Origin of the sequence: Dolichospermum sp. UHCC 0259 (assembly GCF_009711935.1) — a bacterium.
GTDB lineage: Bacteria > Cyanobacteriota > Cyanobacteriia > Cyanobacteriales > Nostocaceae > Dolichospermum.
This window is the reverse complement of sequence record NZ_VIKX01000176.1, coordinates 1-7,334: the sequence shown is the minus strand read 5'-3', so window position 1 is coordinate 7,334 and position 7,334 is coordinate 1. Positions and strand designations below refer to the sequence as shown.

Sequence of the window (7,334 nt, the reverse complement as noted above, 5' to 3'; positions counted from 1 at the left end):
TCCTATCCCTGTTACTTCCTAATTCCTTTTTAGTGGGGGAGTGTGAACAGTTACTAATTTAGGTGTATATCTACGTAGTTGGGAATAACGCTTATCAAGTAAATCAAAATAATCAAAATTCGCAGGACGTGCCAACTCTTCGGCTTCTTCCACACTATTGACAAAATTATCCCAACTTAACACTGATTCAATTGCAGTATAGGCATCCCCTTGACCCTCCCTAGCATCAATCAAAGCCGTGCCAATTTGGGCATAGAGCCGCACCTTTTCATTAATTGCTTTTCCATCCTGTTGAAATTTTTGGTTGCGTTGGTTTTCACTCCGACGGAACAATTTACCCATCATTTTATCATGCATGGTAATTGCCGTGTCAATTAACAATGATGCCGTTTCTAATAAAAAAGCGATGATAATTGCATACCTTCTTGTATCATCTAATCTGGCTATATGTGCAAGTGTCTTTTTCTGTCCCAATCGAGTTAATTGTACCAAACGATTATGATGTACTTTTTGTAAACAAGCAGGATCTAATTTTAAATCACGGATAAATTCTAATTTTTCCAAGACCTTTAAGAAGTTCTTAGGATTTGGTACACCTGGTGGTTGACGTAACCAAACTAAAGGTGTGCGATTTTTCTCAGAATTGAGAACCAATAAACCATCAATTTCTTTCTTTTGAATTAATGTTAATTGTTGAGTAAGTTCCCAATAAAATTGCTCTTGAGCGCGTCTTCTAGTTTCCCAAGCCAGTCTTTCTACAGTAAATATAGTAGGAATAATGATCTGACACCGCCGCATTTCTTCAACCAGTGCTTCAACTAAAGCAATTCCTTTATCCGTACTGAAAGCCAGTTCCATTAACCATTTGGAAAGTTTTTTATAATGAGACATCCTAAAAGATACATAGCCAAAAATTTGTTGAATTTCCGCTAGATGCTCCCGTCGAGTTGTATCTCGTAGTCCATAATCTTTAATGACTTTAGGTTTAATATCTAGTTGTAAAGCGATATAAGATAAGACAGTTTTGGGAACTTTTTCTCCTAATTCCCATACCCGACTGGGAAAACGTAAATAACATAATTGAACTGCAAATCCTAACCGATTATGTACGCGACGACGACAATTGATAGCTTTTAAATCATCGGAGTTCAAGGTGTAGTGACGAGCTATATCTCTAGCACTAATATCTATAGGTATTTCTCTAAATTGTCTTCTTTGTTCGGGTGATAGTAATTCACGGGTAGCCAAATTTTTAGACCTGTATATTTATTTTGAAATTCTTACAATTCTTGTGTTTTGCAGCTTCTATACAATGGGAGTAAAAAATGAAAAACTTTATGTTTGTTTATAGGATTCTCCACAATACGGACAGAACCTAAATTTCAACGACATGATAGGTTCGTTGCAACTTCTACATTGCGATTCCTACGGAGCGCTTCGCTATCGCAAGCCTGTACCGCAAGCAAAGCAGTATTTTGAGCGCAGTGAAGTCCACATCGGATCTGGTGTCGTCCCCGGTATCCAACATTGGGGACAATATTTGAGTGCAGTTACCGTTTCTAGGGAGATTTGTTTGACGACAGCATCTAAGTATTCCTGGGGGATACCAAGAGCAGCAGCCAATCCAGAACGGCATTTTTGGCTGAGTCGGGATGTTGCACCGGATTCGATTTTACGTATAGTTTGGATATGTATACCTGCTTTGATACTTAATTCCAATTGTGTTAACCGCATAGAATCACGAACCCGTTGAATATACTGTCCCAACGGCTCAGATGGGTTGGGAACCACATCGGTGATAGATACATTCATAAAAGTATTGCTATTTTTATTACTTTTTAATATTAAATTAATATATGTATTCTATTGCAATTAATTCATAATTTCCTAAAATTATGACTATTACTTTAGCCGCATTAGTTACAGATTTTTTAGACCGACCGGGATTAACTAATTCAACTATTCGTAGCTATGAGTCGATTTTTATGCCATTACTTCAGCTTTATGGGAGTTTGTCAATAGAGATTATCGACCGAGAAATATTGGTTACATATTTAAATGATTTGAAGCAAGTCAAATTTACAACTCACCACAAGCATCAGGCAGTAATTACCGCTTTATTTAACTTTGCCCTAACCCAGGGATATATTCGAGTAAATCCAATTTCTCACCTGAAACGACGTAAACCAGATGGGGAAAAGGGAGAACATAATTCAGATGAGGAAGTACGTTATTTAACATCAGTACAATTGAGTCTTTTATTCCAAATCACTAAATCCGATGCTCGTTTGGATGCGTTGGTGCATTTATTACATAGCACTGGAGCCAGAATTTCCGAGATATTGGCTTTGGACTTATCTGACGTAGATATTGAGAATCGGAAATTTCAAGTGATAGGTAAACGGAATAAACAACGCTGGTGTTTTTATAGTGAAAATATTGTTAATTGTCTCAATAATTACCTGAAATATTACAGGCATTCAGGTGTCAGTGCCTTATTTACTGCCCAACAACCTTTTACCAGGGAGGTTTCGCGTTTGTCTTATGCAACTGCGTATAAATCCTTGGTGGACTTGATTGATGGTACTTCCGAGTTACAAGGGATTCGTTTTCATGATTTAAGGCACACTTTTGGTACGGAACGGGTTGGTTTGATGGGCATTGACGAGCTGCGCGCACTTATGGGTCATGAGACAATTCAAATGACTTTACGCTATTCAAAAGTAACTTCTAAACGTGCGGAAGAAGTGGCGCAAGCAGCGTTTAAAAAAATTCCTACTTACGGATATTAAATATTTATTTGATAGTCATTAAGTAAATGAGTGTGATCAACTAAAAGTGTCAGATTCTGAATAGATCAAAAGTATGAGTATTACTCTTGATCTGTAAACTGAGTCATCTAAACCCCATACTCATCAGATTTTTGGAAAAATTGATTTCTGGCAATGGCTGAAAGCTAACTATCACAATACTTTCAGCACTTACCTCAATTCCTTAGCGTACGATTCTCCCGTTTTGGCACAGTCTAGCCTTGTTTTTAGAGAGTGGAGTGTCAAGAAATGACCCCTCCTAAAGAGGATATAGAATTTCGGGGTTTTTGTTAAAAATTAAATATTCTCAAGAGTTTAGATTTATGTCTCTGCGTGAATACAAACCCGGAACCACCTTCCCTGGTGTCATCGGTCGGACAGTTGATAAATCCAGTCCAGCTTGGCCAGAACCATTGCGGGCAAAAGAAAATACACCAAACATCCTATTTATCGTCTTTGATGATACAGGATTTGGACAATTTGGAAGCTACGGAAGTCCTATCAAAACACCCAACCTAGACGCACTAGCCGCCAATGGTTTACGCTACAACAACTTACATACAACTGCCTTATGTTCCCCTACCCGTTCTTGTCTGCTGACTGGGCGCAATCATCATTCTAACGCCATGTCCTGCATTACAGAAGGGTCTACGGGTTATCCCGGAGGTAATGGGAATATTCCCTTTGAGAATGGGTTTCTTTCAGAGATATTACTCCAGAAGGGTTATAACACCTATGCGTTAGGAAAATGGCATTTAACCCCCTCAGATCAACTTTCAGCCGCCGGACCCTATGATCGCTGGCCTCTCGGTCGTGGATTTGAGCGTTTTTATGGTTTTCTCGGCGGAGAAACCCACCAATATTATCCAGATTTGGTTTATGATAACCACACCGTTAAGCCAGAAAAGACCCCCGCAGAAGGCTACCATTTAACCGAAGATTTAGCAGACAAAGCCATTAGCTTTATCGCTGATGCCAAGCAGATTGCCCCAAATAAGCCCTTTTTCATGTATTTCTGTCCGGGAGCAATGCACGCCCCCCATCATGTCCCCAAAGAATGGGCTGATGCCTACGCTGGACAATTTGATGATGGTTGGGAAGCTTATAGGGAAAAGGTTTTTGCCCGTCAGCAAGAAATGGGGATTGTTCCCGCAGATGCCGAACTTTCTCGCCATGATCCCGATGTCCCGCACTGGGATTCCCTCCCAGCAGCCGAAAAACGGCTTTATGCCCGGATGATGGAAGTATATGCTGGTTTTTTAACCCATACTGACCATCATATCGGTCGTTTACTCGATTTTCTCAAATCTATCGGTGAGTTCGAGAATACTGTAATTATGGTGATTTCGGACAATGGTGCAAGTTCGGAAGGGGGACCAACAGGTTCAGTAAATGAAAACCTGTTTTTTAATAATGTGCCAGAATCCCTAGAGGAAAATCTCAAAGCCTTGGATAAATTAGGCAGTGCCGAAACCTTTAACCATTATGCTTGGGGCTGGACTTGGGCAGGAAATACGCCTTTCCGACGGTGGAAACGGGAAACCTATCGAGGGGGAATCAGCGACCCTTTAATTGTGCATTGGAGTCAAGGTATTGAGGCAAAAGGGGAAATTCGGACTCAGTACGCTCATGCTATTGACCTTGTGGCGACGGTGCTGGAATTACTGGAAATTGCACCACCAACAACCATTAAGGGTGTGACTCAATCCCCCATTGAAGGTGTCAGTTTTGCCCATACTTTTAATCATAGTACCGCCCCTACTAAGCATATTACCCAGTATTTCGAGATGATGGGACATCGTTCTCTTTACTATGATGGTTGGCGGGCGGTATGTCCTTGGCCGGGTCCTTCATTTACAGAAGCGGGGCAGTTTTTTGGTGAGGCAATTTCGGCGGAAACTCTGACGGATTTGGATACCCACCATTGGGAACTGTATCACGTCGCTTCAGATTTTGCGGAAAATCACAATATTGCGGCTGATAATCGCCCTAAGTTAATTGAGATGATTGCTACTTGGTATGTTGAGGCTGGTAAGTATAATGTATTGCCTGTGGATGGACGTGGCGTACAACGACTGGCGGAAGAACGCCCCCAGCTTGCTGTCAATCGTAGCCGCTATGTTTACTATCCTGATACTCAAGCGATTCCCGCCGGTAGTGCGGTGAGGGTGTTAAATCGTCCCCACAGTATTACGGCTGATGTGGAGATTTCTACAGGTGGCGCGGAAGGGATATTACTGGCACACGGGGGTAATGATAGTGGCTATTCTTTCTATGTCAAAGATGGCAAACTGCACTGGGTTCATAATTATGTGGGGCGATCGCTCTATCATGTTGAATCTGGGTCATCTGTGCTGGCTGGTCGTCACCAGTTACGCTTTGAGTTTAAAGTCACAGGTCAACCAGATTTAGCGAAGGGAAAAGGAACGCCAGGACGCGGACAATTGTATATTGATGAGAAATTGGTCGGGCAGATTGATGTGCCTGTAACTACTCCTTTAGCACTAGGTCTAACCAGTGGTGTCACCTGTGGAATTGCCCCTGGTGCGCCTGTAATACCTGATTATGAGCCGCCTTTTAAGTTTACGGGTAAGATTTATAGTGTGATTGTTGATGTTAGTGGCGATTTGATTCAAGATCGGGAAGCTGAAATGCGGACTATTATGGCGCGACAGTAGACCTCTTGCAAAAGTCAGTTCGTCCTATACTCCCGATTCGGCTTCCGCACGGGCATTTCTCTTTCCATTCCTCCCTCCCCCCTACTTGTGACTTGCACCATAAAATGAGCTTTTAGCTCATTTTATGCTTCAGGAAGTAGGTGTTCATTTTATGCTTCTCTTCTCTTTAAAGTAGAGAACTAATCTTATCCATGTAATACACGGAAAAACGTCAAATTAACGGTGTATTACATGGAAATGTTGTTGTGCGGAATCATCACTTAATATGCGTTATGGAAACCCCATTGTTTTTTGAGAGCGATTCATTGCAATAATAGATGATAAGCGTGTGTTTTCCTTTATCTAGCAACAGTTTTGGATTGCTACTACATAAGACGAGTATGCCTTTCAAACATTGCCTAGTTTGGCTCATTTTAGGTAATGTTATGAGATTAATTGAGCGAAATAACAAGGGTTTTGTCCTTTCTTGATCAGAGTCTTCAACTTTCGTTTTCGGCAATGTTTGACAAGATGGGATAAATAAGCGGGAAGCTTTTATAAGACTGAAAGCCTTACTCAGTGTGCTTTTTTAGCATATAGACACAGGCGATAACGTTGAATTTGTTACAAAAAATTTACGTCGTGCTAAATTTTGCGCGTATCTTGTCTTTACCCCAATTTGGCTCAAATTATGGTTCAAGTCACATAGATTGGGGTATGGAAATAAGTATAAAAGTAAAACAAACTTACTATTATAAGCAGAGATTATCAAAAAGCCCAAAACCCTGATTCTGACGTGGGGTGAATGATAAGTTGAAAAAAATTGCCGTCCTAGCTGCTCTCACCCATCACGCAATCACAACCTTTCACCCCTATAGTCAACGAAATCCAGGTTTCGTGTAGACTGGTGTTATCCTTATACATAAAGGGTTTCATCTACTATGAAAGTAGCAGGGAACGGACAAGCCAAAATCCTCAATTCCTCCGAATTGAGGTTACTGTTTGATAAGGGTTTGACTAACCCACGCGATCGCGCTTTATTCGCCATTTGTCTTTTTACCGGATGTAGAGTGTCTGAGGCACTGGGACTCCAAACGACTGATATCAAAGGCGGTACTTTAACCTTCCGCAAGTCTACCACTAAAGGCAAGTTGAAAACTCGCGTTGTTGATATCGAACCGGGGTTGGCAGAATTTTTGGCAGCACATAATCCCAAACCAGGTCCAATGTTCCCCGGTAAGCGTGGTGTGACGGAACGATTGACAAGATATGGGGCTGATAAGGTTCTGCGTGAAGCTGCTAAACGGGTTGGTCTAGAAGGAGTTTCAACGCACTCTTTTAGACGCACTGCTCTTAATCAAATGTCTTCGGCTGGCATCCCGCTAAGGCACATTCAAGAAATTAGTGGGCATAATGATTTGGGAAGTCTGCAACGTTATCTGGAGGTATCCCCAGAACAACGTCGCAAGGCTGTTTCTGTTATTGGTTTTTAGATGAGATTTATTTTATTGTTAGAACAGGTACAGGCGAAAATGTGATATTGCAGCCTAGCGTAAGCCATAATTGTTAGCATTTTTGGATAGGCTATTAATTAACTAGGAAATACATCATGAATATTCAAGTTAAACCAGAAACTCAGGAATTGATACAGGCTTATATTGCTACAGGTCACTACACTAATGCTGATGAGGTGATAATTAAAGCACTTAAATTATTATCGGAGTGGGACAAGGGGTATCAGGAATGGGAACAGGAAACACGCGAAAAGCTGGCTGTAGGACTTGCCTAGTGTGTTAATTTTGACAGGAAAACCAGGGATTTCCTTCATGCAGAAAGTATGATAGAAAAAAGGATACCTGAAAGCTCA

The 7,334-nt window shown here is 41.2% G+C and carries 5 protein-coding genes and 1 pseudogene; 4 read left to right on the top strand and 2 right to left on the bottom strand.

The window, feature by feature from the left end; genetic code table 11:
* Positions 1-18 precede the first annotated feature (18 nt).
* On the bottom strand, positions 19-1,248 hold the full coding sequence (locus FJR05_RS13780; RefSeq protein WP_168644636.1) for a DUF4158 domain-containing protein: 1,230 nt from the start codon (positions 1,246-1,248) through the stop codon (positions 19-21).
* A gap of 192 nt (positions 1,249-1,440) precedes the next feature.
* Positions 1,441-1,812 (bottom strand): helix-turn-helix domain-containing protein, encoded by a 372-nt coding sequence (locus tag FJR05_RS13775; protein WP_254446938.1) that lies wholly within the window; start codon positions 1,810-1,812, stop codon positions 1,441-1,443.
* Positions 1,813-1,895: 83 nt separating this feature from the next.
* On the opposite strand from FJR05_RS13775, the gene FJR05_RS13770 reads away from it, so the two are divergent.
* The 4 genes and pseudogenes from FJR05_RS13770 to FJR05_RS13755 form a co-directional block, all read left to right on the top strand.
* Entirely contained in the window at positions 1,896-2,792 is an 897-nt protein-coding gene (locus tag FJR05_RS13770) for a tyrosine-type recombinase/integrase (RefSeq protein ID WP_168644635.1), read from the top strand.
* Between the two features lie 341 nt (positions 2,793-3,133).
* On the top strand, positions 3,134-5,488 hold the full coding sequence (locus tag FJR05_RS13765) for an arylsulfatase (protein ID WP_168644634.1): 2,355 nt from the start codon (positions 3,134-3,136) through the stop codon (positions 5,486-5,488).
* Between the two features lie 920 nt (positions 5,489-6,408).
* On the top strand, positions 6,409-6,960 hold the full coding sequence (locus tag FJR05_RS13760; protein WP_168644633.1) for a site-specific integrase: 552 nt from the start codon (positions 6,409-6,411) through the stop codon (positions 6,958-6,960).
* Between the two features lie 116 nt (positions 6,961-7,076).
* Positions 7,077-7,253 (top strand): annotated as a pseudogene (locus tag FJR05_RS13755) (type II toxin-antitoxin system ParD family antitoxin); the annotation flags it as partial.
* Between the last annotated feature and the right edge of the window lie 81 nt (positions 7,254-7,334).

Excerpts from the sequence above, each read along its gene's own strand:
- FJR05_RS13775 (WP_254446938.1), bottom strand. The coding sequence starts at position 1,812 with ATGAATGTATCTATCACCGATGTGGTTCCCAACCCATCTGAGCCGTTG.
- FJR05_RS13770 (WP_168644635.1), top strand. The coding sequence starts at position 1,896 with ATGACTATTACTTTAGCCGCATTAGTTACAGATTTTTTAGACCGACCG.
- FJR05_RS13765 (WP_168644634.1), top strand. The coding sequence starts at position 3,134 with ATGTCTCTGCGTGAATACAAACCCGGAACCACCTTCCCTGGTGTCATC.
- FJR05_RS13760 (WP_168644633.1), top strand. The coding sequence starts at position 6,409 with ATGAAAGTAGCAGGGAACGGACAAGCCAAAATCCTCAATTCCTCCGAA.